Raw genomic sequence first — 23,924 nt, 5'->3', positions numbered from 1 at the left:
TGGCTTCGGGGCGGGACAGGCTCACCCTTTCAGGATAAGCCTCCGGGCGATCACTTCCAATACGATTAAGCGAGACCCATGCGCCCGTCTGACCGCACGCCCGAACAGCTTCGTCCCGTCACCCTCGAGACCGGGGTCAACCGCTACGCAGAGGGCTCGTGCCTGGTCAGCTTCGGCCACACGAAGGTTCTGGTGACCGCCTCGGTGGAGGAAAGCCTGCCGCCGTGGCTGCGCGGCAAGGGGCAGGGCTGGGTCACGGCGGAGTACGGCATGCTGCCGCGCGCCACCCACACCCGGGGCCGGCGAGAGGCGGCGGCGGGCAAGCAATCGGGCCGGACGCAGGAAATCCAGCGCCTGATCGGCCGCTCCCTGCGGGCGGTGGTGGACATGAAGGCGCTGGGCGAGCGGCAGGTGCTGATCGACTGCGACGTGATCCAGGCCGACGGCGGCACCCGCACCGCCGCCATCACCGGCGCCTGGGTCGCCATGGCCTCGGCCCTGAATTATCTGAAGGACGAGGGCGTGCTGAAGACCGATCCCATTCTGGACCAGGTGGCGGCGGTGTCCTGCGGCGTGTTCAAGGATACGCCGGTGCTGGACCTTGATTATGAGGAGGATTCCAACGCCGAGGCGGATTCCAACTTCGTCCTGACCGGATCGGGCGACATCGTGGAAATCCAGGCCACGGGCGAGAAGCGCGGCTTCAGCCGGGCGGAGTTCGATCGCCTGTTCGTTCTGGCCGAAAGCGGCTGCGCCGAACTGTTCGCCCTGCAGCGGGCCGCGCTGGGGCGGTAAGGCTCAGGCGGCGAAGCGGGCGAAGGCGGCGACCACCTGTTCGTAGGCCGGGCGCTTGAACGGCACGATGAGGCCGCAGACTTCGTCCAGCCGGCCCCAACGCCAGCTCTCGAACTCGATGGGCGGATGGGCCTCAAGGTCGATCTCGGCCTCGTCGCCGGTGAAGCGCAGGGCGAACCACTTCTGTTTCTGGCCTTTCCAGCCCCGGGCGATCTTCGCGCCGGAGGCCTCGGGCGGGAAGTCGTAGGTGATCCAGTCGTCGGTGGCGGCCAGCAGGTCGGCGGAGCGGACCCCGGTCTCTTCGAGCAATTCGCGGCGGGCGGCGGCTTCCCAGTCGCTGCGCTCGACCTCGTCGGCGTCGACGCCGCCCTGCGGAAACTGCCAGCACCAGGGCTCGGGGGTCTTTGCGCGGCGGCCCAGCCAGACGCGGCCGTCCGGATGAAACAGCACCACCCCGACATTGGGCCGGTAGAGCGACAGGTCGGCCACTAGCGGCCGGGCCGGCGGGTCATGGCCGAGGCAGGGGCCAGTTGCAGCCCCCGGTCCGACAGGCCGTCAGCCCAGCGGGCGGCCGCCTCCACCGTCACCGGATAGGAGAAGCCGGTCCCAAGAGCATCGCCGTTCTCGCGGGCTGAAGCTTCAAGGGCGTTGAGTTGGGCCACGATGGCGGCGGGGCTCTGGACCTCGTCGATGATGCGGTCGGCGCTGGCGCGGGCGTAGGCGCCGGGGCGGCGGCGGGCGGAGCCGTCGTCCACGAAGGCCAGGCCCCGGCTGCGCATGACGCCCAGGAAGGCGGCCATGCCGCCGTCGGAGGCGACGAAGCGCTCACCCAGATAGTTGGTGACGCCGAAATAGCCGCTGGCCCGGCCCAGCAGCCAGTCGAGCCTTTGCCGGATGTCGTCGGGCCCGGCGTTGGCCAGCAGGGTGTAGGGGCCCGGATCGTTGTCAGGATAGCCCTGGGGCTCCATGGGAATCTCGATCAGCACCTCGTGGCCGTGGGCGCGGGCCAGGTCGATCCAGCCCTGAAGGCCCTCGGCGTAGGGCACGAAGGACAGGGTGACCTCGGCGGGCAGGCGCTCGATGGCGGCGCGGGTGGTGACGGCGTTCAGGCCCAGACCACCCACGATCAGGGCCACCCGCGGCTGGCCGTTGGGACGGAAGGGGCGGGCGTAGGCCTGGGCCGGGGTGCGGCCATCGGCGTTGATGACGGGCAGCGGTCCGTTAGGGCCGGGCTGGCTGAGCCCGGCGATTGGAGCGGCGGGCAGCGGGTCGGCAGGCGGGCGGCGCGGGGCGGTGATGGCCGCGCCCCCGGCGGCGGTGGCGCCGTCCGGCAGGGTGATCAGCGCCTCGCCGGTGATCGGCGCGCCCTCGTCATCCAGGGCGAAGCCCGGGGCGGTCAGATCCTGGTACAGGCCCAGTGTATCGAGTGTGAAGGCCTCCATGCCCGTGGGCGGGGCGGTCGCGACGGTCTCGGGACGGTCGAGGGAGGCGCGCGCGGAGGGCGTGCCCGCCGTCGGATCGCCCAGAACCGCGATGAACAGGGCTCCTGCCCCCACCATCAGGATCAGGGCGCCGATCACGGCCACGACCGGGCTACGCACAAAAGTCAGCGCGGCGGACCGGTTCAGGCCCGCACGGCGGCGGGGAGCCGTTCCGGCTGTAGCGGCCAGGGCGGACTGACGTTTTGCGAACATGCGCGGGCCTGCGGACTCGGCTTGGCGAACTCTGGAGCTCCATGGTCGCAGACCCCCGGTTAAGAAAGCCTAACGGGCCGTTCACCATGACGAGGAGATCAGTCCAGCTTCAACGCCTCGGCCAGCATGCGCGCTTCGGCCGCCCGGCTGGAGCCGGCGCGCCAGGCCACCACGATCTCGCGGCGGGGCGCGGGTCCGTCGCCGGGCGCCGACATGGGCCGGGTGACCACGCCCGACCCCTCGGTCAGGCCGGCGCGAACCGCCATGCCGGGCAGGAAGCTGACGCCCAGACCGGCGTCGATCATCTGCACCAGGGTGTGCAGTGAGCTGGCGGCGAAGACATCGGCGCCGCGCGGGGCGTCGATGTCGAAGGCGGCCAGGGCCTGATCTCGCAGACAGTGGCCGTCCTCCAGCAGGATCAGGTCGGACTGTTTCAGGTCGCTGGCCTGAAGGGTCTCGGCGCTGGCGACCGGGTGGCCGGCGGGGGCGGCGGCGAGAATCTCGTCAAAGCCGATGCGCGCGTGGTCGATGCCTCCCGCCTCATAAGGCAGGGCGATTACGGCGGCGTCCAGCTGGCCGGCCTTCAGCTGGGCCACCAGACGCGGGGTCAGATCCTCGCGCAGGAACAGGCGCAGGGCCGGGTGCCGGGCTTTCAACCGCGGAAGGGTGGCGGGCAGAAGGAACGGCGCGATCGTCGGGATCACCCCAAGCCGGAAGCGTCCGGAGAGCGGCTTGCCGGCGTTGCGGGCGGCCTCGACCAGATCCTCGGTGCGGGCCAGCACGTCCTCGGCGCGCTTGACGGCCTCCGCGCCCACGGCGGTGAGCTGGACCGCGCCCCGCGTGCGTTCGACCACAGGGGCTCCCAGCACCTTCTCCAGTTCCTGCACGCCGGCGGACAGGGCGGGCTGGCTGACATGCGCCGCCTCGGCCGCGCGGCTGAACGAGCCATGCTCGGCGAGAAGTTTCAGATACTGGAGCTGGCGCAGGGTGGGGAGCATCGCTGCGGCATAGGCCCTTTCTATGAGAAGAGCAAAAGTCATCGCGCCTGTTTATGTCGAAGGCGGGTCCGCTCTTATGCCGCCTATAGATAAATCTTATGGGGATGCGTCGTCATGACAGTTTGACTTTGTGCGCCGCACAGGTCACTTCGCAACTGCGGTCGTCACCTCCCCCGACGATCAATCGAAACAAAAGCAACGGAGAAACCTGATGCTCGGCGTCGGTGCAAAACTGCCTGAATTCAAACTGGTCGGCGTGAAGCCCGGCTTCAACAACCACGAAGAGAACGGCGTGTCGGCCTTCGAGCCGATCACCCAGGACAGCTTCGAGGGCAAGTGGAAGGTGATCTTCTTCTATCCCAAGGACTTCACCTTCGTGTGCCCGACCGAGATCGCGGAATTCGCCAAGCTGGCCCGCGATTTCGAGGACCGTGACACGGTGGTTCTGGGCGGCTCGACCGACAACGAGTTCGTCAAGCTGGCCTGGCGCCGCGACCACGCCGACCTGGACAAACTGCCGATCTGGTCCTTCGCGGACAACGGCGGCAAGTTCGCCCGCGACTTGGGCGTGCTGAACGAGGACGAGGGCGTGGCCCTGCGCGCCACCTTCGTGGTGGACCCGCACAACGTCGTGCAACACGTCTATGTCACCAACCTGAACGTGGGTCGCGCCCCGGCCGACACCCTGCGTGTGGTGGACGCCCTGCAGACCGACGAGCTGTGCGCCTGCAACCGCCCGGTCGGCGGCGAAACGCTCGCCGCGTAAAGACGGCGAACTGAGCGTGTGGAGGCGGCGGCGCGATGTCGCCGCCTTTACGCTGCTTGTTTTTTAAGGGCGCTACCGCTCGACGCGCGGCGTCTCGCTGCTTGAGCGCGTTCATGCGCTGCGGCTCAAGTAGCGAGCGCCCGCGGCGCGAGCGGTAGCCGCACAAACCATGGGGCTCAAGCAGCGAGCGGCCGCGCCGCGAGCGGTAGCCCCCAACGGAGAATTTCATGTCCATCGACGCCCTGCGCGACCTGATGCCGTCCTACGCCAAGGACATCTCGCTGAACCTCAGCTCACTGGCCAACGAGACCCTGCTGAACGACCAGCAGAAGTGGGGCACGTTCCTGGCCTGCGCCCATGCGGTGGGGTCGGCGCCGGTGGTCCGGGCGACCGAGGCGCTGGTGGCCGACAAGCTGACTCCCGAGGCCGCAGACGCGGCCCGCGCGGCCGCCGCGATCATGGGCATGAACAACATCTACTACCGCTCGCTGCACCTGATGAAAAACAGCGAGTATCAGACCCTGCCGGCGCGCCTGCGCATGAACATCATCGCCAACCCGGGCGTGGAGAAGCTCGACTTCGAGCTGTGGTCCGCGGCGGTGTCGGCCATCAACGGCTGCGGCGCCTGTCTGGACGCCCACGAGGGCGAGCTGAAGAAGCACGGCGTGGCCAACACCCAGGTCCAGGCCGCCCTGCGCATCGCCTCGCTGATGAACGCGGCCGGGCGGGTGGCCACCGCCGAGGCCGCGCGCGCCTGATCCGGTCCCTGGCGGAGACGGGTCGCCCGTCTCCGCCGCCGGCCGTCAGGCCGCGTCGAAGGTCAGGGGCGCGCCCCAGAACTGGCTGACGAGCGCCGACTGGGGGCCGGGAATGCCGGTGGTCAGGAAGGTGCGGCGGCCCGTGTTCCCGATGTCATAGTCCGGGTGGCGGGCGAAATACCGCTCCAGCGAGTCGGCCACGGCGGTGGGCTGGTGGATCAGCTCCACCCCTTCGGGCAGGGCGCCCTTGAACACCTCGGCCACGATTTCATAGTGGGTGCAGCCCAGCACGGCCTTGTCCGGATGGCGGCCGATGCGGCGGCGCAGGGCGTCCACGTGGTCGCGGACCACCACTTCCAGCTCCTCGGCCGGCGCGCCCAGCTCGATCAGGCCGGCCAGGCCGGGACAGGGCTCGGTGAAGACGGCGATGTCCTCGCGGCGCTTGTCGATCTCGATCTCGTAGACCCGGCTCATGGCCGTGGCGGCGGTGCAGAACACCCCGGTGACGGCGATGGCCTCGATCTTTTCTTCCCGGGGCTCGGCCTCGTAGCTCCAGGGCAGACCGGTGGCCGCCTCGATGGTGGGCACGATGATCCCCAGCACATTGATCGGGCGGCCCAGACGCTCACGCTCCTGGGGTATCCATGTCTGCTGAAGGCGGCGCAGGGCGATGGCCGAGGCGGTGTTGCAAGCCAGAATGACCACCGACGCCCCCGCATCGAAAAGGCGCCGGCATCCCTCGCGGGTCAGGTCGACGATCTCCTCGCCGCCGCGCCCCCCGTAGGGGGCGTGGGCCTGATCGGCCAGATAGATGAAATCGGCGCTCGCAAACCGGTTCACCAGTTCGCGGTGAACGGTCAGCCCGCCGACGCCTGAATCGAAAACACCAATGGCCATGGCCGGGCTTTAGCCGGATTTCCCCAGACCGAACAGGCTTGCGGCGGTGGCGACGGGCCTTCATTAGATCATGTTCAGGTGACGGTCAGGCGCAGGCTGATAATGTGCCGGTCACGAAAGGCCCTGAACGGCGCGCATGTCTTGCGCCGGGCGGCCTGAAATAACGGGAGTTCTCATGAACAGACGGCAGATGATCCTCACCAGCGCGGGCGTGCTCGCGGTCACGGCCTGCGCCACCACGCCTTACGCAGCCGCCGGTCCGGAAATCCGCACCGGCAACGTGCTGGCTGACCCGTGGCCGGGGCCGTACCAGGGCGTGCCGCCGTGGGATCAGGTGACACCGGACCTGCTGCGCGACGCCCTGAACAAGGGCATCGAACAGATGCGCGCCGAGGTGGCCGCCGTGGTCAATAACCCCGAGCCCGCAACCTTCGACAACACCATCCTGCCGATGGAGCGGGGCGGCCAGCATATCCAGCGCGCCTCCTCGATTTTCGGCGTGATGATCGGCAACATCGGCTCGTCCGATTATCAGGCCCTGAACCGCGAGATGTCGCCGATCCTGTCGGCCGCCAGCGACGAGATCACCTTCAACGAGGCGCTTTTCCAGCGCATCCGCACCGTTCATCAGAACGCCGCATCCGCCGGCCTGACGGCTGAGCAGGCCCGTGTGGTCGAACGCCGTCACGACGCCCTGGTGCGCAACGGCGCCGCCCTGGACGCCGCGGGCAAGGCTGAACTGGGTCGCATCAACCAGGCCCTGTCCACCGCCTTCACCGACTTCCAGCAGAAGGTGGTGGCCGACGAGCAGCTCTTTACACATATCACTGCAGAATCCAGCGTGGCGGGTCTGCCGGACTCCAACAAGTCTGCGGCGGCGGAGGCTGCGCGCACCCGCGACCTGCCCGGATGGGTCATCGTCAACACGCGCTCGGCGGTCGATCCTTTCCTGTCCTTCGGCGACGACCGGGCCATGCGCGAGCAGATCTGGCGCAAGTTCGTCAACCGGGGCGACAACGGCGACGCCAACGACACCAAGGCGACGATCGCGGAAATTCTGCGCCTGCGCGCCGAGCGCGCCCGCCTGCTGGGCTTCGAGACCCATGCCCACTGGCGCATGCAGGACACCATGGCGGGCACCCCCGAAGCGGCCATGGAACTGATGAACCGGGTCTGGCCGCCGGCCGTCGCCCGCGTCGGCGAGGAAGTGGCCGAGATGACCCGCATGGCCGGCCACGAGATCGAGCCGTGGGACTACCTGTACTACCTCGAGAAGGTCCGCAAGGAACGCTACGATCTGGATCAGAACGACCTGAAGCCGTACTTCGAGCTGAACGCCATGAAGCGCGGCATGTTCTACATGGCCGAGCGACTGTACGGCATGGTCTTCACCGCCCTGCCCGCCGGGACGGTGCCGGTATTCCATCCGGACGTGGAGGTGTTCGAGGTCACCGATCGCGACTCCGGTCGCCATATCGGCCTGTTCTATTCGGATGACTTCGCCCGGTCCGGCAAACGGTCCGGCGCCTGGATGACCACCTACCGCAGCCACTCGACCATCGACGGCGAGCGCAATGTGCTGGCCTCCAACAACAACAACTTCATCAAGGCGCCGGCGGGCGAGCCGCTGCTGATCTCGCTGGACGACACCGAGACCCTGTTCCACGAGTTCGGCCACGGCATCCACTATCTGTTGTCGACGGTGAACTATCCCAGCCTCGGCGGCACGCCCCGCGATTTCGTGGAGTATCCTTCCCAGGTGCACGAAAAATGGGTTCTGACCCGCCCGATCCTGGATCAGTTCGCCCGCCACCACGAGACCGGCGAGGCCATGCCCCAGTCGCTTCTGGACCGGATCGAGGAGTCCTCGACCTTCGCCCAAGGCTATCACACGGTCAGCTATCTCTCCTCGGCCCTGGTGGACATGGACCTGCACAACCGCGCCGAGCCGGTCACCGATCCGGCCGCCTTCGAGCGGGAAAGTCTGGCCCGCATCGGCATGCCGCGCCAGATCGTGATGCGGCACCGCCTGCCGCAGTTCAATCACCTGTTCACCTCGGACGCCTATTCGGCCGGGTACTATTCGTACCTCTGGTCGGAAGTGATGGACGCCGACACCTGGGCGGCGTTCGAGGAGACGGGGGACCCGTTCGATCCGGCAACGGCGCGCCGCTTCAAGGAAATCATCCTTGCGCCGGGCAACACCACCGACCGGGGCGAGGCGTACCGTCAGTTCCGGGGGCGGGATCCGGATGTGACGGCGCTGCTGCGCACCCGTGGTTTCCCCACGAACTAGACGTGCAGCACGCGTGAAATCAGGCCCGTCGGAGTGATCCGGCGGGCCTTTTTTCTTCGTACACGCCCTTCTGTCGGGCTCCAGACAGACAGCTTGGCAGGAACCACCTATGGGTGAGTTTAAGTGCGCAAGGGGCTGTGCAAGGGGCGTCAGTGAGTATCTACACATTCATGTTTATGGACGCGGCCGGCGTTTCAGCCATGCTGGACTTCAACGACTGCGCCGACGATCATGCCGCGCGCCGTCACGCCCTCGACTTGCTGGCTGCGGCCCCGCATCGCGGGGGCGTCGAGTTCTGGGCCGAGGGGGGCCAGCCGATGCAGGTCACCGCCGACGATCTCAAAGTCCCGGACTAGGCCGCCCGACATGCTGACGAACCAGACACTCACGGCCAACCGCCTGCTGGGAGCGCTAAGCGAGTCCGATCGCATGGCCATCTCCCCTTTCCTGACCCGCGAAGCCATGGTCAGCGGGTACCTGTTCTACGACCCCGGCGACACCATCCAGCACCTGTATTTCGTCGAGAGCGGCGTGATCTCGCTCATCACCCTGCTCCGCGAGGGCGATGCGGTGGAATGCGGCATGGTGGGGCGTGAGGGGGTGCTCGGCGCCGGACCGGCTCTCGCGGGCCTGCCGATCTATACGCGGGCCATCTGCCAGGTGTCCGGCTCGACCCTGAAGATCGCCGTGGATGACTTCCTCGGCATCGTGGACGCGCGCCCTGCGTTCGGGCGCGCCCTGATCCAGTATCTGGAAGGTCTGGCCAATCAGGCCCAGCAATCGGTGGCCTGCCGCGCCTGGCACCGGGCCGAGGCGCGGTTCTGCCGCTGGCTGGTGGCGGCCTGCGATCAGGCGGGCCGCGACGAGATCGACCTGACCCAGGAGTTCCTGGCCCAGATGCTGGCGGTCCAGCGCACCACTGTCAGCCAGATCGCCGGCGAGATGCAGGCTCTTGGCCTGATCCAGCAGAAGCGCGGCCGCGTCGCCATTCTCGACCGGCCGGGCGTCGAGGCGCGCGCCTGCGAATGCCTGGACGCCAGCCGCGCTCGCTGGAACGACGTCTGGCCGTTGCCGCGAAGCTAACTCAGCCGCTGTTCCGCAGGCCCGCTGCCACGCCGTTGATGGTCAGCAGGATGCCTTCGCGCACGCGGGGATCGTCGTCGCCGGCGCGGCGGCGGCGGATCAGCTCGATCTGCACGTGGTTCAGCGGCTCCACATAGGGCATGCGCAGGCTGATCAGGCGGTCCAGCTCGGGCTGGCCGCCCAGCAGGTCGTCATGGCCGGTGATGGCCAGCACGGCGTCGCGCGTGCGGTCATGCTCGGACTGGATGGCGCCGAAGACGCGCATGGCCAGGGCCTTGTCGGGCACCAGCGAGGCGTAGCGGCGGGCGATGGACATGTCGGCCTTGGCCAGCACCATCTCCAGGTTCTGGACCAGGGTTTTGAAGAAGGGCCAGTCCGCCGCCATGGCGCGCAGTTCCTCCATGTCCGCCGACTTCACCGCCGAGCCGAACCCGAACCAGCCGGGCAGCATGACCCTCGACTGGGACCAGCTGAACACCCAGGGAATGGCGCGCAGATCCTCGATGGCGGCGGAGGTTGAGCGGGAGGCCGGGCGCGAGCCGATCTTGAGGTCGGCGATCTCGGCGATGGGGGTCGCGGCGCGGAAATAGTCCACGAAGCCGGGCGCATCATAGACCACGGCCCGGTAGGCGGCCATGGAGGCGCGCGACAGGGTCTGCATGGTCTCGCCGTGGCGTCCGGTCAGGCTGTCGTCGGCGGGCGGCCGCAGGGAGTTCAGCAGCACGCCGCATGTCAGGGCGTCCAGATTGCGGGCCGCCACCTCGGGCTCGCCGTACTTGTTGGCGATGACCTCGCCCTGTTCGGTGATGCGGATGCGGCCGGCCACGGTGCCTTGGGGCTGGGCCAGCACGCCCGCGAAGGACGAGCCGCCGCCCCGGCCGACGGTGCCGCCCCGGCCATGGAACAGCTGCAGTTTGAGCCCCGCCGCCCGGGTCACGTCCAGCAGGGCGCGGGAGGCCTCGTGCAACTCCCAGGTGGAGGTCAGGTAGGAGCCGTCCTTGTTGGAGTCGGAATAGCCGATCATCACTTCCTGAACGCCCCGCGCCCGGGCGACGGCGCGGGCGGACGGCTCGGCCAGAAGGCGCTCCAGCGTCGGCTGGGAGGCGCGCAGATCCTCGATGGTCTCGAACAGGGGGGCGGCCTGGATGGGGCACTGTTCCGGCGCCTTGGGGCGGTACAGGCCGACCTCCTTGAGCAGCAGATAGACCTCCAGCATGTCCGAAGCCGAGGTGGTCTTGGACACGATGTGGGTGCGCACGGCGTCGGGGCCGTAGAGCCGCAGGGCCTCGCCCGCCGCGGCCAGGATGGCCCGCTCCTTGAGGGTTTCCTCGTCATAGTCCGCATAGGGAGAGAACAGCGGGCGGGAGGATGTCAGCTCGGCGGCCAGCAGGGCCAGCCGGCCCTCCTCGTCGAGCGCCAGATAGTCGCCCGTGACCCCGGCCACCTTGAGCAGGTCGGCCACCACACGCTCGTGCACGTCGGAGTTCTGGCGCAGGTCCACCGTGGCCATGTGGAAGCCGAACACGTCCACGGTGGTGATGAGGCGGTTGAGGGAGTCGTCGGCGAACACCGCGCCGTGGTTCTCGGTCAGGGAGGCGTGCAGCACCTGAAGATCGGCGCGGAAACCGGCGGGGCCCTCATAGGGCGGGGCCTCGAAGCGGGCGGGACGGGGGGCCGGAACCCGGGTCAGCAGCGGGAAGGTGGCCGACAGCCGGGCGTAGATGTGGCTGAGCGCCTTGCGATAAGGCTCGTCGGCGCGGTGGTCGGAGGTGTCGCCGGACCCCTCGGCCAGGGCCTTCATCTCGGGGCTGATGCGGGCCAGGGCGCCGGACAGGCTGAGCTCCGCGCCCAAGGCGTGCACCTGATCCATGTAGTGGGCGAGCACGGCGCGGGACTGGGTGCGGAAGGCGGCGCTGAGCACCTCGGCGTTGACGTTGGGATTGCCGTCCCGGTCGCCGCCGACCCAGCTGCCGATCTTCAGGAAGGGCTTGAGGTCGGGGGCCTCCAGCAGGTCGCGCCAGGCGTGCAGCCGCTCCGGGGCCACGTTCAGGAACACCCGTTCCAGGAAGGACACCACGGTGTTGATCTCGTCCTGCACCACCAGCCGGCTCTGGCGCACCAGACGGGTGGCCCACAGGATGACGATCTGGCGGCGCAGGCCCGCGTTGCGCTGTTCGATGTCGCAGGCGGCCCCGCCCTTGTCGCAGGCGTCCAGCAGATCGCTGACCCCGGCGATGCGGTCGATGACGCTCTTGCGGCGCACCTCCGACGGGTGGGCGGTCAGGACCGGCGAGATCAGGGCGTGTGACAGCAACTCGCGGATCTCGCCCATGCCCACGCCTTGATCGGACAGGCGCTTGAGAGCCCCGGCGGGGGTGTCGGGCCGGGCGGCGGCCTCGGCCTGATCCAGGGCGCGGCGCTTGCCGGCCCGGTCCTCGGCGATGTTGGCCAGCAGCGAGAAGGCCGCGAAGCCGTGGGCCAGACCCACCGCCTGATCCAGATCGATATCCTTGAGCAGGGCCTCCAGCGCCTCGGCGTCGCCGTCGTCGTCGCGGTGATAAGCGACGGAGGCTTGGCGCACCGCCTCGATGCGGTCGTAAAGCGCCTGCCCGCCCTCGCTCTTTATGACCTCGCCGAGCATCGCGCCCAGAAGGCGGATTTCGTCACGCAAGGTCTCGTCGGCGGCGGCGGTGGGCGTCATGGTGTGTCCTGAAAGCGCGGGAAGGCGCACAGTCTGACCCCAACGGGGGGCCGGTGGCGATAGAACCAGCGCGTTTTTTGCGCGACTGAAACGGTTTGTGCGCCGGATCGATCCGGATTCGACAAACGGCGGGAAATCGCGCATAAGCCGCCGCTTCCGGCGCAAGTGAACCTTCGCGTCTCCACCATCACGACCCCGATCCCGCGCTCAAGCAGCGAGGCTCCGCGAGCCGAGCGATAGCGCAAAAGGATGTGGACGAGGATGGCGAGAACCCTCTGCCGACGTGATCGTCGCCAGAGGCCGTTTCTCTATGGGGCCTGGTTCATCGCCAAACGAGGTTTGTGAATGTTCGAGGCTCTGAACGAGCGACTGACAGGCGTCTTCGACCGGATCACCGGTCGCGGCGCCCTGTCCGAAAAGGACATCGCCGAGGCCATGCGCGAGGTGCGCGTGGCCCTGCTCGAGGCCGACGTGGCCCTGCCCGTGGTCAAGGACTTCATCGCCTTCGCCTCGGAACGGGCCCAGGGCGAGGACGTGATCCGCTCGGTCAAGCCGGCCGACCAGGTCATCAAGATCGTCCACGACGGCCTGATCGAGATGCTGGGCGGCGAAGAGCCGGTTCCGCTGAACCTGAACGCCACACCGCCGGCCGTCATCCTGATGAGCGGCCTGCAGGGCTCGGGCAAGACCACGACGTCGGCCAAGCTGGCGCTGAAGCTGACCAAGACCGAGCGCAAGAAGGTCATGATGGCCTCGCTGGACACCCGGCGTCCGGCGGCCATGGAGCAGCTGGAGACCCTCGGCAAGCAGATCGACGTGGCCACCCTGCCCATCGTCAAGGGCGAGAGCGCGGTCCAGATCACCCGGCGCGCCCTTCAGGCGGCCAAGCTGCAGGGCTTCGATGTCCTGATCCTGGACACGGCCGGACGCACCACCCTGGACGAGGCCATGATGGCCGAGGCGGCCGAGGTCGCCGCCATCTCGAAGCCCGTCGAGACCATTCTGGTGGCCGACAGCCTGACCGGCCAGGACGCGGTGCGCACGGCCCGGGCCTTCCACGAGCGCCTGCCCCTGACCGGCCTGATCCTGACCCGCGCGGACGGCGACGGCCGCGGCGGCGCCATGCTGTCCATGCGGGCGGTCACCGGCCTGCCGATCAAATATCTGGGCGCCGGCGAGAAGGTCGACGCGCTGGAGGTGTTCGACGCCCGCCGCGTGGCCGGACGCATCCTCGGCCAGGGCGACATCGTGGCCCTGGTGGAGAAGGCCTCCGAGGAGCTGGACCAGGTCAAGGCCGAGAAGATGGCCAAAAAGCTGGCCAAGGGTCAGTTCGATCTGGACGATCTGGCGGGCCAGCTGGCGCAGATGAAGCGCATGGGCGGACTGCAGGGCATCATGGGCATGCTGCCCGGCGCCGCCAAGATGAAGGCCCAGATGGCCAATGCGAACATCGACGACAAGGTGATCTCGCGTCAGGAAGCCATCATCAGCTCCATGACCAAGGCCGAGCGCAAGAAGCCGGACGTGCTGAACGCCAGCCGCAAGCGCCGCATCGCCGCGGGCGCCGGGGTCGAGGTGCAGGAGATCAACCGTCTGCTGAAACAGCACCGCCAGATGGCCGACGCGGTCAAGGCGCTGTCCAAGGGCGGCGGCAAGAACCTGCAGAAGATGGCCGCCATGATGGGCATGGGCGGTATGGGGGGCGGCGGCCCCGACATGGCCCGGCTGCAGGCCATGGGCGGCGGCAAGCTGCCGCCTCCCGACCCCGAGAAACTGAAATCGATGCTGCCGGGCCTGGGTGCGCCCGGCGGCCCCGACCTACCCCCCGGCGGGCTTCCCGGCCTTCCCGGATTCCCTCCGAAGAAATAACGACCTTTAACGAAAGAGACTGAAAATGCTGAAGATTCGCCTGAGCCGCGGTGGCGCCAAGAAGCGCCCCTACTACCACATCGTGGTGGCCGACTCCCACTCGCCGCGCGACGGCAAATTCATCGAGCGCGTGGGCAGCTACAACCCCATGCTGCCCAAGGACCACGCCGAGCCCCGCGTGAAGCTGAAGGCCGACCGCATCTCGGAGTGGCTCAAGAAGGGCGCCCAGCCCACCGACCGCGTGGCCCGCTTCCTGAGCCAGGACGAGGCCCTCGCCGGTCAGGTCACCTGGACCCAGGGCAACAACCCGAACCGCGCCAAGCCCGGCAAGAAGGCGCAGGAGCGCGCCGCCGAGCGCGCCCAGCGTGAAACCGACCGCGCCGAGGCCGAAGCCGCCGCCAAGGAAGAGGCCAAGGCCGCTGCTGAAGCCGCCGCCGCCGCGCCGAAGGAAGAAGAAGCCCCGGCCGCTGAAGAGCCCGCCGCCGAGGCCCCCGCTGCTGAAGAGGCCGCCCCGGCTGAAGCCGCGGCTGAAGAGGCTCCGGCCGCCGAGGAGGCCCCCGCCGCCGAAGAGGCGACCGAGGAAAAAACCGAGGCTTAATCTGCCGCCCTTCCCGGCGCAGGTCGGGATCCGGAAAAGTCAGGAGCAGCGTTTCCCACCGAGGCGCTGCTCCTTTCCGTTTCCGGCGGGCGCCTTACGATCTGGATCCCGGCCTTCGCCGGGATGAGCGGAGTTCTGGATGATGTCCGACGCAAAACTCATCCTCGTGGGCCAGGTGGCCGGAGGCTTCGGGGTGCGGGGCGAGGTGCGGGTGACCGCCTTCACCGCCGATCCGCTGGCGCTGAAGGCCTATGGCCCGCTGCTGCGCGCCGACGGAGGGGTCGGCCTGACCCTGACCACGGCCCGCGCCGCCAAGGGCGCGGTGATCGGCCGGGCGAAGGAGATCGAGACCAAGGAGCAGGCCGACGCCCTGCGCGGCCTGAAGCTGTTCGTGCCCCGCGAGCGCTTTCCCGCGCCGGACGAGGACGAGGTCTATGTCACCGACCTGATCGGGCTGGAGGCGCGGGACCCGGACGGGCGCGTGCTGGGGCGGATCAAGGCGGTGCAGAATTTCGGCGCCTCGGACATGCTGGAGATCACGCCGGCCGAGGGCGGCCAGACCTGGTACCTGCCCTTCACCCTCGAGGCGACGCCCGAACTGCACATCGCCGACGGCTGGATTCTGGCGGTGCGCCCGGCCGAGGTGGGCGAGCGCGAGCCGGACTGATCAGTCGGCGTCCGCGAGGAAAGCGAGGATCGCGTCGCGCGCCGTCGGTTCCTCGAGCATGGGGGCGTGGCCGACGCCGGGGACTTCCACGAAGTCCATGTGCGGGGCGGCCTCGCGCATGCGGGCGGCGATGTCGGGGCTGAGCAGGTCCGACGTGGCGCCGCGCACCAGCAGGAGCTTGCGGCCCTGCCCCAGATTGCGGAAGGCGGGCCACAGGTCGGGGACCAGGGCCTCCTTGCCCGCCGCACGCATGGGAACGGTGATGTCGGGATCGTAGTCCAGCACCGGAACGCCGTCCGGGCCCTCGCGGAAGACGCGGCGGGCGAAGGCCATCCAGTCGTCGGGGCCGTAGTGCGGCAGGGCCGCGCCGTTGGTGCGCCGGGCGTAGTCGGCGGCGTCGTCCCAGTTGCGGATTTCCACTTTCTGACCCGTGTAGGACGCGATGCGGGCCAGGCCCTCGGGCGCCACCTCCGGGCCGATGTCGTTGAGGATGGCGGCGGCGACCCGGTCCGGGACCGCGGCGGTCAGGACCATGGTGATCAGGCCGCCCATGGAGGTGCCGAGAAACACCGCCTGCCCGATGCCCGCCTGATCCATCAGGGCGAGGACGTCCCTGGCGTAGACCGGCGGCTGATAGGTCATGGGGTCGGCGGCGCGGTCCGAGCGCCCCCGCCCGCGCACATCCAGCGCCAGCACCCGGCGGCCGGTGGCGGCGATCAGGGGGGCGATGGTTCCGAAATCGGCGCTGTTGCGGGTCAGGCCGTGGATGGCGATCACCGGCAGGCGCGCAGGCCCCTCGGCGCCTGCATAGTCGCGGGCGTAGAGGCTCAGCTCATCGGAGGTCCAGCGGCGGTCGGCATAGATCATGGGGCGCTCCCTGTTGGGGCGCTGACCCTAATTCATCGACAGCGGAATTAAAGACCCGAACCGGCAGGGCGCCGGACAGGACGCCCACCTCCTGGGCGCGGGACCGGGGCATGACCAGCACCCCTCCGGGGGTGGAGACCACCACCACGTCGGTCATGCCGATGACAGCCACCGGCGGCCCGCCGCTCCAGACCAGACAGCCGGAGGACTCCACCGCCGTGGCCGCCCCCTTGAGGTGATTGTCAGCGAGGTCGCGGCCGGATGCGGACCACAGGGCGTTCCAGCAGCCCACATCGCGCCAGCCCACGTCGCAGGCGATCATGGCCAGAGCGTCGCTGTGCTCGATCACCGCCCGGTCCAGCGACATGGATGGTCCGGGCGCGGCGGCCAGGGTCATGCGCGAGCCCCGCCGCCGGGCGCCGGACCATGCCGCCTCGGCGCGGGCGGCGACTCTGGGGGCATGGAGAGCGATCTGGTCCTGAAAGACGGCCGGGCGCCCCAGAAACAATCCCATGTTCCAGCCCCAGTCCCCCTGGGCGATCATGGCCTCGGCCGTCTCCCGCTCGGGCTTCTCAATGAAGCGGTCGATGCGGCGAAGCCCGCCGGGCCGCGCCGGGCCGGCGCGCATGTAACCATAGCCGGTTTCGGGCGCTTCGGGCCGGGCCGAAAACAGGACGATGTGGTCGCCCGCGCTTGTGGCGGCGGCCAGGACGACGGCGCGGAAGTCCTGTGTTCTCTCGATGCGGTGGTCGGCGGGAGCGACGAGGACGGCCGCGTCCGGCGCGATTTCCATGGCGGCCCGGACGGCGCAGGCCGTGGCCATGGCCGTGCCGCCGGGTTCTGCCTCCGTCAGGATCATGGCGGGCCGGACGCCGATGGCGCGCAGCTGCCCCCGCACCAGATCCTCATGGGCCGCAGCGCAGACGATGATCGGCGCCAGGAACGGTGCGGCGGGCGAGGGCGCGAGGCGGCGCACCGTGGCCTGCAACAGGGTTTCGTCCCCCGCGATGGCGTGGAAAGGTTTGGGCCGCTCGGCGGTGGACAGGGGCCACAGGCGCGAGCCCGACCCGCCGCACAGGATCACCGGCAGGACGCTGTGGTCCATCCTTCAGCCCTCCCCAAAAGCTCCCGATGGGCACCCTAGAGAAAAAGGTTAACGCGTAGCAAGCGGCAACCGGAGTTGAGCGGCCGGGCGTGGCGCGGGCGGCTCTGGCTTGTTAGGAGGCGCCCAGACGTTTTCAGCCGAGGCCAGACCATGCCCCAGTCCGCTCCCCAGACCCTCAAGGCCGGCGTCGCCGGCGCCGGCGTCATGGGCCGCAATCACGCCCGCGTCCTGGCCGAGGTCCAGGGTGTGGACCTGACCACCATCTTTGATCCGGACGCCGTCACAGGTCAGGGGGTGGCGGATCTGTACGGCGCGGCCGCCGTGACCACCGCCGAGGCCTTCGTGGACGCCGGACTGGATTGCGCCGTGGTGGCGACGCCCAACCGCTTCCACGCCGACCTTGGCGTGGCCCTGCTGGAAAAGGGCGTTCACGTGCTGGTGGAAAAGCCCATCGCGCCGACGGTCGAGGACGCGCAGCGGATGATTGACGCGGCCAAGGCGAACGGCCGCGTGTTGATGGTCGGCCATGTGGAGCGCTTCAATCCGGCGGTGGAGACGGTGCGCCGGGCCATCGCCGACGAGGACGTCATCTCCATCCAGGTCACGCGGGTCGGGCCGTTCCCGCCGCGCATGGGCGAGGTGGGCGTTGTCATCGATCTGGCGGTGCACGACATCGACATCATCCGCCACCTGACCGGTTCGGAGATCACCGAGGTCCAGCCCCAGCTGGCCCGCACCCGCGCCGAGCGCGAGGACACCGCCCTGCTGCAGTTCCGGCTGGAGAACGGGGTCATCGCCCACATCACCACCAACTGGCTGACCCCCTACAAGACCCGCACCCTGCAGGTGGCGACCCGGGGCAAGTTCGTGGTGGCGGACCTGATCACCCGTCAGGTGACCGAGTATTTCGGCCAGCAGGCCGACGGCTCCTACTCCACCCGCATGCTGAACAGCTGGCCCGCCGAGCCGCTGAAGCTGGAGCTGGAGGCGTTCGTGCACGCCATTCGCACGGGGGAGCCACCCGCCGTCACCGGTCAGGACGGGCTGAAGAATCTGGAAGTGGCGCTGCGGTGTCTGGGGGAATAGCGGCGTTATGCCGCCGCGACACGTTGGGGCGTGTGATCGATCATAGCGACCATGCAAGCGCCGCGCGGATCTGTCTGGATGGTTGCAGGGGTATTCGCCATCGTCGGCTGTTATGTCGGCGGAGTGATCGTAGTCGCGTTCGCCCTGTTCGGGTCCAGGCAACCGGTTGGTCTTGATGACCTCCTGCTCCTGCCCCTCGCGGCACTGGCGGGTTATCCCTTCGGGATCGTTCCGGCCTTGCTGACCGGCGCCGTGAGCGGCGCCATTTCCAGATGGATGCGCTCCAAAATCCTGTGGGTGATGACAGCGACGATCACGGGCTTTGCCATCTCCATCCTCACCTTCCCTGAACCGAGCGAGAACTGGCGCTTCATCGGTCCCATCGGGGCGGTGGCGGCCTTTGTCTCGGCTCTTGTCGCTCTGAATGTGCGTCCGCGCTGGTCGAACTAGGATCCTCGGTCCAATGCGCCGGTCACATCCGTCTGGGCGAAGTCGTCACCGATGTAGAGAAGCGGGCAATCGTAAAGCTGAGCCACGGCGTAGCTGAAACAGTCGCCGTAATTCAGGTGCGCCGTGTGGAAGCCCTTGCCCCAGCGGATGTAGGAAGCGGCGGCGAGCTCGGCGAATTCCGGTGTGACGTCCTCAATCTCAAGTTCGAGCAGGGCGAGCAGCGCACGGAGTTCTTCAGACACGCCCTTTCGGGCCGCCACGATGAGTGACTCGGTCAGGGTGGCCGCCGACATGACGAGCGGGCCGCTCAGAAGGACCGTCTCGCAGCCCGCCGCCTGTTTTTCGCCTGCGACCACTGCGATCAGAGCTGAGCTGTCGACGGCGATCACCCGGGCAGACCGTCGTCACCATAGAGAAAATCCTGGCTGCGCGCGGCGTCGAAATCAGGTGGCAGCTTCGCCTGCGCGGCTTTCTGAAGCTTGCGGATCAACTGAACCTTCTCCTCGCGGCTGAGCCTTGGACGGCGGCGCACGAGTTCAACCACCTCGTGTCCGTTGCGCGTCACCACGACTTCCTCGCCCGCCTCCGCGCGACGAACGAGTTCGGCCAGGCGGCCCTTGGCTTCGGACAGGGGGACGTGGGGCATGGCAAGAATATGGACCATCCGGTGGTCCAATTCAATTCACCCCACCATCTGCATGCCCAGCCATTCGGCGATGAGGGCGGGCTTGTCGCCGCCTTCGATCTCGACGGTGACCTCGTGTTTCAGCAGCCAGCGGCCGCCCCCCTTGTCGTCGGCGGCGAGCAGTCTGAACCGGGCGCGGATGCGCGACCCGGACGGCACGGGGGCGAGGAAGCGGACCTTGTCGAATCCATAGTTGACGCCCATCACCACGCCTTCCAGCGGGGCCACGCCGTCGAAGGACATGCGCGACAGCAGCGACAGGGTCAGGAAGCCGTGGGCGATGGTGCCGCCGAAGGGCGTGGCCTTCGCCCCCTCGGGGTCCACATGGATGAACTGGCGATCCTCGGTGATGTCGGCGAAGGCGTCGATGCGGGCTTGATCCACCGTGATCCAGTCCGAGACGCCCACCTCGGTTCCGATCAGGCCGGACAGGGCGGACGGGGCGATGGGCGTCATGGCGTGTCTCCGGGAAAACGGTTCTCGATGATGGCGGCGAACAGCGCGGGGTCAACATTGCCGCCGGTGAGCATGACCACGGTGGTGCGGTCTGCGGCCGGAATCTTGCCCGCCAGCAGGGCGGCCAGGGACACGGCGCCGCCGGGCTCCACCACCAGTTTCAGCCAGCGGAAGGCGAAACGCATGGCCTCGGCCACCTCGGCGTCGGTGACGGTCAGGGAATCCTGCACCCGGCGCTGATTGATGGGGAAGGTCAGTTCGCCCGGCATGGGCGCCATCAGGGCGTCGCAGATGGAAGGGGTCGCCGCCCCATGGGTGGCGCGGGCGCCCTGGGCCAGGGAGCGGCCGTGGTCATCGAAGCCGGCGGGCTCCACCACCACGGCGCGGGTGTCGGGACTGCGGGCCTCCAGCACAAGGTTGATTCCGGCCATGAGGCCGCCGCCCGAAACACCGCACAACAGTTGATTCACCGGTCCCGCGCCCATGGCGTCCGCCTGGTCCAGAATTTCCAACGCCGTGGTCCCCTGCCCCTCGATGACGAAGGGGTCGTCGAAGGGCGGCACCAGCACGCAGCCCCGCTCGCGGGCGATCTCCGCGCCGATCTCTTCGCGGCTTTCGGTCCAGCGGTCGTACAGGCGCACCTCGCCGCCGAAGGCGCGTACGCCCTGCACCTTCACGGCGGGGGAATCGGACGGCATGACGATCAGGGCGCGGGTTCCCACCGCACGGGCGGCCGCCGCGACCCCCTGCGCGTGGTTGCCCGAGGAATAGGCCACCACCCCGCGCGCCTTCTCGTCCTCGGTCAGGCGGCTGATGCGGTTACAGGCGCCGCGGAACTTGAAGCTGCCGGCGACCTGCAGGGTCTCGGCCTTCAGCAGCACCCGTCCGCCCACCCGGTCGTTCAGGGCGGGATGCTCGATCAGGGGCGTGCGCACGGCGGCGGGAGCGATCTGGCGGGCGGCGTCCAGAACGCCTTCGAAGGAGGGAGCGGAATCGGCCATGAACCTCACTTAGCGTAACGCGCGGATCATCGCTAAGGTGGCGTCCATGAGCGGATTGATCCTCGTCATCGACCAGGGCACCACCTCCACCCGCGCCATCGCCTTCGAGGGGGCGGTGGAGGACGCGGTGCGCCCCGTGGCCGTCAGCCAGATCGAGCTGGCGCAACATTTTCCGCACTCCGGCTGGGTCGAGCACGACGCCGCCGAGATCTGGCGCGCCACGCTGCAGACCTGCCGCGAGGTGATCCGCAAGGCGGGCGGCGCGGCGCGGTTTTCGGCCATCGGCATCACCAACCAGCGCGAGACCGCCGTGCTGTGGGACCGCAAAACCGGCGAGCCGCTGCACCGGGCCGTGGTCTGGCAGGACCGGCGCACCGCCGACGTGGCCGCGGGCCTGCGCGAGGCGGGTCATGAGGCCATGGTCCAGGCGGCCACGGGGCTGGTGCTGGACCCCTATTTCTCGGCCACCAAATTCGCCTGGCTGCTGGATGCGGTTCCCGGCGCCCGCGACCGGGCCGAGGCGGGCGAACTGTGTCTGGGCACCATCGACGCCTGGCTGATCTGGAACCTGACTGGCGGGCGCAGCTTCGTCACCGATGCGTCCAACGCCTCACGCACCCTGCTGATGGACCTGAAGACGGTGCAGTGGCGCGAGGATCTGTGCGACCTGTTCCGGGTTCCGGCCTTCGCCCTGCCGGAGATCCGCGGCTGCGCCGAGGTGCTGGGCGAGAGCGAACCCAGCCTGTTCGGCCAGGCCTTGCCCATCGCCGGATGCGCCGGGGACCAGCAGGCGGCGCTGGTGGGCCACGGGGCGCTGGAGGCGGGCGAGGCCAAGATCACCTACGGCACCGGGGCCTTTCTGGTGGTCAACACGGGCGACACGCCGGTGGCCTCCACCAATCGCCTGTTGACGACCCTGGGCTACCGGGTCGGCGGCCGCACCGCCTATGCGCTGGAAGGCGCGATCTTCTCGGCCGGATCCACCATCCAGTGGCTGCGGGACCAGATGGGCCTGATCGGCGCCTCGCGGGATTCCGAAGGGGTGGCGCAGTCCCTGAGCGACAACGGCGGGGTCTATCTGGTGCCCGGCTTCACCGGTCTGGGCGCGCCGTGGTGGAACGCCGAGGCGCGCGGGGCCATCACCGGCCTGTCGCGGGGGACCGGCCCGGCCCATGTGGTGCGGGCGGGGTTGGAGTCCCTGGCCTACCAGACCCGCGATCTGCTGGATGCGCTCGCCGCCGACGGCTCGCCGCGCCCGGCGGTGCTGAAGGTTGACGGCGGGGTCACAGCCAACGCCTTCGCCATGCAGTTCGTGGCCGACATCTGCGAGGTGACGGTGGAGCGTCCCGCCTTTCAGGAGATGACCGCCCTGGGCGCCGCGCGGCTGGCGGCGCTGGGCTGCGGCCTGACCACCGACCTGCCCCGCGCCTCGGGCGAGGCGCCCGCCTGCTGGACGCCCCGCATGAAGCCGGAAGACCGCGACCGCCTGCTGACCGGCTGGAACAAGGCGGTCCGCGCCGCCATCGCCGCCGCCTGATCTCAAGAAAAAGAAGATGAGTATGGAAACGCCCGACCCCCAGGCCGCCTTCGCCGGCACCCGCCCCGTCGATCCCCGCCACGCCTTCGACACCGCCGCGCTGGAGCGCTGGATGGCGGAGCATGTGGCGGACTACGCCGGGCCGCTGAGCGTCAACCAGTTCAAGGGCGGACAGTCGAACCCCACCTATGAGCTGGTCACGCCGGGCCGGACCTATGTGCTGCGCCGCAAGCCGCCGGGCAATCTGTTGCCCTCGGCCCATGCGGTGGACCGGGAATTCCGGGTCATCTCGGCCCTGGCCAAGCAAGGTTTTCCCGTCGCCCGGCCTTACGCCCTGTGCGAGGACGCCGGCGTCATCGGCTCCATGTTCTATGTGATGGACAAGGTGGAGGGCCGCGTCCTGTGGGACCTGAAACTGCCGGGCATGGAGCCCGATCAGCGGCGGGCGATCTATGAGGCCCAGACGGATACGCTGGCCCGGCTGCACGCCATTGATCCGGAGGCGGCGGGTCTGGGCGACTACGGCCGGCCCGGCAACTATTTCGCCCGGCAGGTGGGGCGGTGGTCCAAGCAGTATGCGGCCTCCGAAACCGAGACCATTCCCGCCATGGACCGGCTGATGGCCTTCCTGCCCGACAGTTTGCCGCCGGAGAGCCCCGCGCGGATCGTCCATGGCGACTGGCGGCTGGACAACATGATCCTGGCCCCGGACCAGCCCGAGGTTCTGGCGGTGCTGGACTGGGAGCTGTCGACCTTGGGCGATCCCATGGCGGACCTGTCCTACTATCTGATCGGCTGGGTCATTCCGGCCAGCCAGCGCAACGGCGTGGGCGGGGCGGACCTGAAAGCGCTGGGCATTCCGACGGTGGAGGAGACGGTGGACCGCTACGCCGCCGCCACGGGCATGCGGCCCGACAATCTGGACTGGCTGATGGCCTACAACCTGTTCCGTCTGGCCGCCATCTGTCAGGGCATCGCCGGGCGGGTGCGCGACGGCACCGCCTCCAGCCCCCAGGCGGTGGCCACCGCCGCACAGGTTCACCCCCTGTCGGAGGCCGCCTGGGGCTTCGCACAGAAGGCCGGCGCCTGAGTCTTTCTCGCGCGTTGTCTTGATTATCGCCCCAATTCCGCGTTAGCCCGCGCTTCCTTGAGCGCCGCCCCGGCTGCGCCGCACGCAGCACTGGAAATTCTCGCTCCGCATGAGAGATCTGAAACAGACCGGCTTTACCGACCGCATCGCGGCCCAGCAGGCCCGCAAGAAAGCGCTTCTGGAAGGCTTCAAGCCCAAGCCCGCCCAGCCGGACCCCGAGTTCGACAAGCTGGCCGCCAAGCGCGCCGCCGAGAAAGAAGCCATTCGCGCCCAGCATGAGGCGGAGAAGGCCGAGAAGAAGCGTCTGGCCGCCGAGAAGGAAGCCGCCCGCCAGGCCGAGGCGCAGGAGGCCCAGGAGGCCGTCGACGCCGAACGCCGCGGCGCCCGCAAGGAACGCAAGGCCCTGACCAAGGCCGAGCAGAAGGCGGCGCGCGACGCCCGCTACGCCCGCCGCAAGGCCGGCCGCTAAGCCTTTCACGCCCTGAAGACATCTGGTCAGGCCGCATCCGCCACATTATCTGTGGC

Annotated in this window: 25 protein-coding genes; 14 read left to right on the top strand and 11 right to left on the bottom strand. The window is 68.9% G+C overall.

Translation table 11 applies throughout. The annotated features are described in order from the left end of the window. The first annotated feature begins 78 nt into the window (after positions 1-78). Positions 79-795: a ribonuclease PH gene (gene rph / locus ACK4FB_RS06395; protein ID WP_409749348.1), complete on the top strand. Its 717-nt coding sequence runs from the start codon at positions 79-81 to the stop codon at positions 793-795. Positions 796-798: 3 nt separating this feature from the next. Here the strand turns inward: rph and ACK4FB_RS06390 are convergent, their stop codons facing one another. From ACK4FB_RS06390 to ACK4FB_RS06380, 3 genes are all read right to left on the bottom strand, one after another. Continuing rightward, a complete protein-coding gene (locus ACK4FB_RS06390) occupies positions 799-1,284 on the bottom strand; it encodes an RNA pyrophosphohydrolase (RefSeq protein WP_409749345.1) in 486 nt (161 codons plus the stop codon). Next, positions 1,284-2,489, bottom strand: coding sequence for a divergent polysaccharide deacetylase family protein (locus ACK4FB_RS06385; RefSeq protein ID WP_409749342.1), 1,206 nt, complete (start codon positions 2,487-2,489; stop codon positions 1,284-1,286). The genes ACK4FB_RS06390 and ACK4FB_RS06385 overlap by 1 nt, the downstream gene beginning before the upstream one ends. Before the next feature lie 98 nt (positions 2,490-2,587). Beyond that, entirely contained in the window at positions 2,588-3,487 is a 900-nt protein-coding gene (locus tag ACK4FB_RS06380) for a hydrogen peroxide-inducible genes activator (protein WP_409749339.1), read from the bottom strand. Between the two features lie 211 nt (positions 3,488-3,698). On the opposite strand from ACK4FB_RS06380, the gene ACK4FB_RS06375 reads away from it, so the two are divergent. Both ACK4FB_RS06375 and ACK4FB_RS06370 read left to right on the top strand, forming a co-directional pair. Continuing rightward, positions 3,699-4,253 (top strand): peroxiredoxin, encoded by a 555-nt coding sequence (locus tag ACK4FB_RS06375; RefSeq protein WP_292106024.1) that lies wholly within the window; start codon positions 3,699-3,701, stop codon positions 4,251-4,253. A gap of 227 nt (positions 4,254-4,480) precedes the next feature. Continuing rightward, entirely contained in the window at positions 4,481-5,011 is a 531-nt protein-coding gene (locus tag ACK4FB_RS06370) for a carboxymuconolactone decarboxylase family protein (RefSeq protein ID WP_409749336.1), read from the top strand. Between the two features lie 45 nt (positions 5,012-5,056). Here the strand turns inward: ACK4FB_RS06370 and ACK4FB_RS06365 are convergent, their stop codons facing one another. Continuing rightward, positions 5,057-5,908 carry a glutamate racemase gene (locus tag ACK4FB_RS06365; protein WP_409749333.1) on the bottom strand — a complete coding sequence of 284 codons (852 nt, stop codon included), beginning with the start codon at positions 5,906-5,908 and terminating at the stop codon, positions 5,057-5,059. Between the two features lie 175 nt (positions 5,909-6,083). Here ACK4FB_RS06365 and ACK4FB_RS06360 point away from each other — a divergent pair, with 175 nt between their 5' ends. The 3 genes from ACK4FB_RS06360 to ACK4FB_RS06350 all read left to right on the top strand — a co-directional run bounded on the left by ACK4FB_RS06360 (position 6,084) and on the right by ACK4FB_RS06350 (position 9,287). Further along, the gene (locus ACK4FB_RS06360; RefSeq protein WP_409749330.1) at positions 6,084-8,204 is read left to right on the top strand and encodes a M3 family metallopeptidase; all 2,121 of its coding nucleotides are present in this window, start codon (positions 6,084-6,086) and stop codon (positions 8,202-8,204) included. A 152-nt stretch (positions 8,205-8,356) separates the two neighbouring features. Continuing rightward, entirely contained in the window at positions 8,357-8,560 is a 204-nt protein-coding gene (locus ACK4FB_RS06355; RefSeq protein WP_409749327.1) for a hypothetical protein, read from the top strand. A 73-nt stretch (positions 8,561-8,633) separates the two neighbouring features. After that, on the top strand, positions 8,634-9,287 hold the full coding sequence (locus ACK4FB_RS06350; protein ID WP_409749324.1) for a Crp/Fnr family transcriptional regulator: 654 nt from the start codon (positions 8,634-8,636) through the stop codon (positions 9,285-9,287). Position 9,288: 1 nt separating this feature from the next. On the opposite strand, the gene ppc is transcribed toward ACK4FB_RS06350, so the two are convergent. Beyond that, positions 9,289-11,988 carry a phosphoenolpyruvate carboxylase gene (gene ppc / locus ACK4FB_RS06345; RefSeq protein WP_409749321.1) on the bottom strand — a complete coding sequence of 900 codons (2,700 nt, stop codon included), beginning with the start codon at positions 11,986-11,988 and terminating at the stop codon, positions 9,289-9,291. Positions 11,989-12,333: 345 nt separating this feature from the next. Between ppc and ffh the strand changes: the two genes are divergently transcribed. From ffh to rimM, 3 genes are all read left to right on the top strand, one after another. Beyond that, on the top strand, positions 12,334-13,857 hold the full coding sequence (gene ffh / locus ACK4FB_RS06340) for a signal recognition particle protein (RefSeq protein ID WP_409749318.1): 1,524 nt from the start codon (positions 12,334-12,336) through the stop codon (positions 13,855-13,857). A gap of 25 nt (positions 13,858-13,882) precedes the next feature. After that, positions 13,883-14,455 carry a 30S ribosomal protein S16 gene (gene rpsP, locus ACK4FB_RS06335; RefSeq protein WP_021697921.1) on the top strand — a complete coding sequence of 191 codons (573 nt, stop codon included), beginning with the start codon at positions 13,883-13,885 and terminating at the stop codon, positions 14,453-14,455. Positions 14,456-14,594: 139 nt separating this feature from the next. Beyond that, complete coding sequence (gene rimM, locus ACK4FB_RS06330) at positions 14,595-15,122, top strand: ribosome maturation factor RimM (RefSeq protein WP_409749315.1); 528 nt, start codon at positions 14,595-14,597, stop codon at positions 15,120-15,122. Here rimM and ACK4FB_RS06325 read toward each other — a convergent pair whose 3' ends face one another. Both ACK4FB_RS06325 and ACK4FB_RS06320 read right to left on the bottom strand, forming a co-directional pair. Then, positions 15,123-15,989: an alpha/beta fold hydrolase gene (locus ACK4FB_RS06325; protein ID WP_409749312.1), complete on the bottom strand. Its 867-nt coding sequence runs from the start codon at positions 15,987-15,989 to the stop codon at positions 15,123-15,125. It lies immediately after the preceding gene. Next, complete coding sequence (locus ACK4FB_RS06320) at positions 15,955-17,094, bottom strand: mannose-1-phosphate guanylyltransferase (RefSeq protein ID WP_409749309.1); 1,140 nt, start codon at positions 17,092-17,094, stop codon at positions 15,955-15,957. Before ACK4FB_RS06320 ends, ACK4FB_RS06325 begins: the two co-directional genes overlap by 35 nt. Positions 17,095-17,244: 150 nt before the next feature. Here ACK4FB_RS06320 and ACK4FB_RS06315 point away from each other — a divergent pair, with 150 nt between their 5' ends. Continuing rightward, positions 17,245-18,180, top strand: a complete 936-nt coding sequence (locus ACK4FB_RS06315; RefSeq protein ID WP_409749306.1) for a Gfo/Idh/MocA family oxidoreductase — start codon at positions 17,245-17,247, stop codon at positions 18,178-18,180. 51 nt (positions 18,181-18,231) lie between these two features. Next, a complete protein-coding gene (locus tag ACK4FB_RS06310) occupies positions 18,232-18,630 on the top strand; it encodes a hypothetical protein (protein ID WP_409749303.1) in 399 nt (132 codons plus the stop codon). On the opposite strand, the gene ACK4FB_RS06305 is transcribed toward ACK4FB_RS06310, so the two are convergent. Genes ACK4FB_RS06305 through ACK4FB_RS06290 form a run of 4 tightly spaced genes read right to left on the bottom strand, consistent with a single transcriptional unit; the run spans position 18,627 to position 20,772 of the window. Beyond that, positions 18,627-19,019: a type II toxin-antitoxin system VapC family toxin gene (locus ACK4FB_RS06305; protein WP_409749301.1), complete on the bottom strand. Its 393-nt coding sequence runs from the start codon at positions 19,017-19,019 to the stop codon at positions 18,627-18,629. The two genes, ACK4FB_RS06310 and ACK4FB_RS06305, sit on opposite strands and share 4 nt — an antisense overlap. Further along, positions 19,016-19,294, bottom strand: coding sequence for a type II toxin-antitoxin system Phd/YefM family antitoxin (locus ACK4FB_RS06300; RefSeq protein WP_409749298.1), 279 nt, complete (start codon positions 19,292-19,294; stop codon positions 19,016-19,018). The genes ACK4FB_RS06305 and ACK4FB_RS06300 overlap by 4 nt, the downstream gene beginning before the upstream one ends. 18 nt (positions 19,295-19,312) lie before the next feature. Further along, a complete protein-coding gene (locus ACK4FB_RS06295; RefSeq protein WP_409749295.1) occupies positions 19,313-19,771 on the bottom strand; it encodes a MaoC family dehydratase in 459 nt (152 codons plus the stop codon). Then, positions 19,768-20,772, bottom strand: a complete 1,005-nt coding sequence (locus ACK4FB_RS06290) for a threonine/serine dehydratase (protein WP_409749292.1) — start codon at positions 20,770-20,772, stop codon at positions 19,768-19,770. The genes ACK4FB_RS06295 and ACK4FB_RS06290 overlap by 4 nt, the downstream gene beginning before the upstream one ends. 46 nt (positions 20,773-20,818) lie before the next feature. On the opposite strand from ACK4FB_RS06290, the gene glpK reads away from it, so the two are divergent. The 3 genes from glpK (at position 20,819) to ACK4FB_RS06275 (ending at position 23,868) form a co-directional block, all read left to right on the top strand. Beyond that, on the top strand, positions 20,819-22,309 hold the full coding sequence (gene glpK / locus ACK4FB_RS06285; protein ID WP_409749289.1) for a glycerol kinase GlpK: 1,491 nt from the start codon (positions 20,819-20,821) through the stop codon (positions 22,307-22,309). Positions 22,310-22,325: 16 nt separating this feature from the next. Continuing rightward, entirely contained in the window at positions 22,326-23,399 is a 1,074-nt protein-coding gene (locus ACK4FB_RS06280; protein ID WP_409749286.1) for a phosphotransferase family protein, read from the top strand. Positions 23,400-23,508: 109 nt separating this feature from the next. Further along, complete coding sequence (locus ACK4FB_RS06275) at positions 23,509-23,868, top strand: DUF6481 family protein (protein ID WP_409749283.1); 360 nt, start codon at positions 23,509-23,511, stop codon at positions 23,866-23,868. The last annotated feature ends 56 nt before the right edge of the window (positions 23,869-23,924 follow it).

It is taken from the genome of Brevundimonas sp., assembly GCF_046299535.1.
GTDB lineage: Bacteria > Pseudomonadota > Alphaproteobacteria > Caulobacterales > Caulobacteraceae > Brevundimonas.
Note: the sequence above shows the minus strand (reverse complement) of the source record. Positions and strands in the feature narration are given on the sequence as shown.